The following is a 1,434-nucleotide window of genomic DNA, read 5'->3' on the forward strand; positions in this document are numbered from 1 at the left end:
ACTATTCAGCCGCTATGCAACTGATGGGATAGGCGCGCCGACAAATGCGCGCTGTAGCACTGCGAGCATGTTGTGGCCCTGTTTTCGCAGGGTATCGAGGCAAGAACGGATGACGCAGAAATGTTCGGCGCCGGCGAGGGTGCGGAAGCATCCCGATATCTTCTGCTTGACCTTGGGCATGCGCACCGCGCGTTCGGCAACGTTATTCGTGAACGGCACGGCAAAGTCGCTTACGAAGCGCATGACGGCATCGGCATGCAGGCGGAAGCGGCGCAGCAGATTCACGGCGTCGGACTGCTTGGCCCGCCCGCCTTTCGCATTGGCAATTTCCGGATTGAGCAACTCGCCTTCGGACACGATGTTGTCATAGACAGTACGAAAGGCCCGCACGTCATTGTCGCTGAAGACGATCTGTTGATCCCGCGCAGCCACGCGCAACTTGTCAGCAGTAAGCAGGAAGTCGCTCATCGCCTGCGGCCACGATTGACTGGTCGTTTCCGTCAGATGCAGCAATTCGCGCAGCAGGTGGGCGTTGCACAGGGCGTGAATGCTGTCGTCGAGCCGCCAGTATGGGGCCCAGCAATCGTGCACGAGCACGCCGGTACGGTTGGGGAGAATGCCGTGCTCCTCAATGGCGTCGAGGCCGCGCTTGGCATGGACGCCATACCATGTATGCGTGTCGTTGGCGGCGATATGCAGCCAGTGCAGCTTGCCGGCCACGCGCAGGCCCGATTCGTCGGCATGGACCAGATGCGCCGCGCTGAGCTGGCAGGCGATCTGGTCCGCCGTCGGTTGCAAGGCGGCGCGCGCTTCGGGCACCCATGCCAGCAGCGTGCCCGGTGAAATGGCAAGGCCATACATGTCTTCGATCAGGTCGGCGGCGCGCGCGTACGGCAGCATCTGCCCTTGCGTCAGATGTACGCCCAACGCGCGCACTTTGGGGCCATACTGCACAGCTTCGTTCACGTCGGCCGGAAAGGCGCTGGTATGCAGTTGGCCGCAGCGACATGTCACTGCCAGTGCCACATGCTCCACGACCTCGTATGCCGCGACCGGGATGTCGATCACCTGACGGCGACACCACACCTGCGCCGACTCCAGCGGCAGGGCAGCGCAGCACTGCTCGCATCGTTCCGGGAGCGGATGGGAGATCACCTCGGTCGGCACGGCCTGGCGCAGCGTGGTTCCCTTACGGCCGACCTGAGCCCCTGGCAATTTGCCGGACGGCTCACGCAACGATCGCGTCTTCTTGAGCAAACCATCGGACGATGGGGGCTTGCTTGAGTTACTGCTGTTCTTGCGCAACTGCGCCTCCAGCGTTTCCACACGGGCCAACAAGGCGTCGATATGGTCGAACAGCGCCATGATTACCTTGTTCTTGTCGGACTCGGAAAGCTTGGAAAGGTCGGGACGCGGGAGCTTGTTTGCCATGCC

Annotated in this window: 1 protein-coding gene; it reads right to left on the reverse strand. The window is 62.2% G+C overall.

Annotation, left to right across the window (positions count from 1 at the left end; all coding sequences use genetic code 11):
* Positions 1-12: 12 nt before the first annotated feature.
* Positions 13-1,434, reverse strand: a 1,422-nt coding sequence (gene tnpC, locus F2P45_RS34180; RefSeq protein WP_229505443.1) for an IS66 family transposase, incomplete at its 5' end; no start/stop codon positions are given.

The sequence above is a fragment of the Massilia mucilaginosa genome, from assembly GCF_011682145.1.
Taxonomy (GTDB): Bacteria; Pseudomonadota; Gammaproteobacteria; order Burkholderiales; family Burkholderiaceae_D; genus Telluria_A; species Telluria_A mucilaginosa.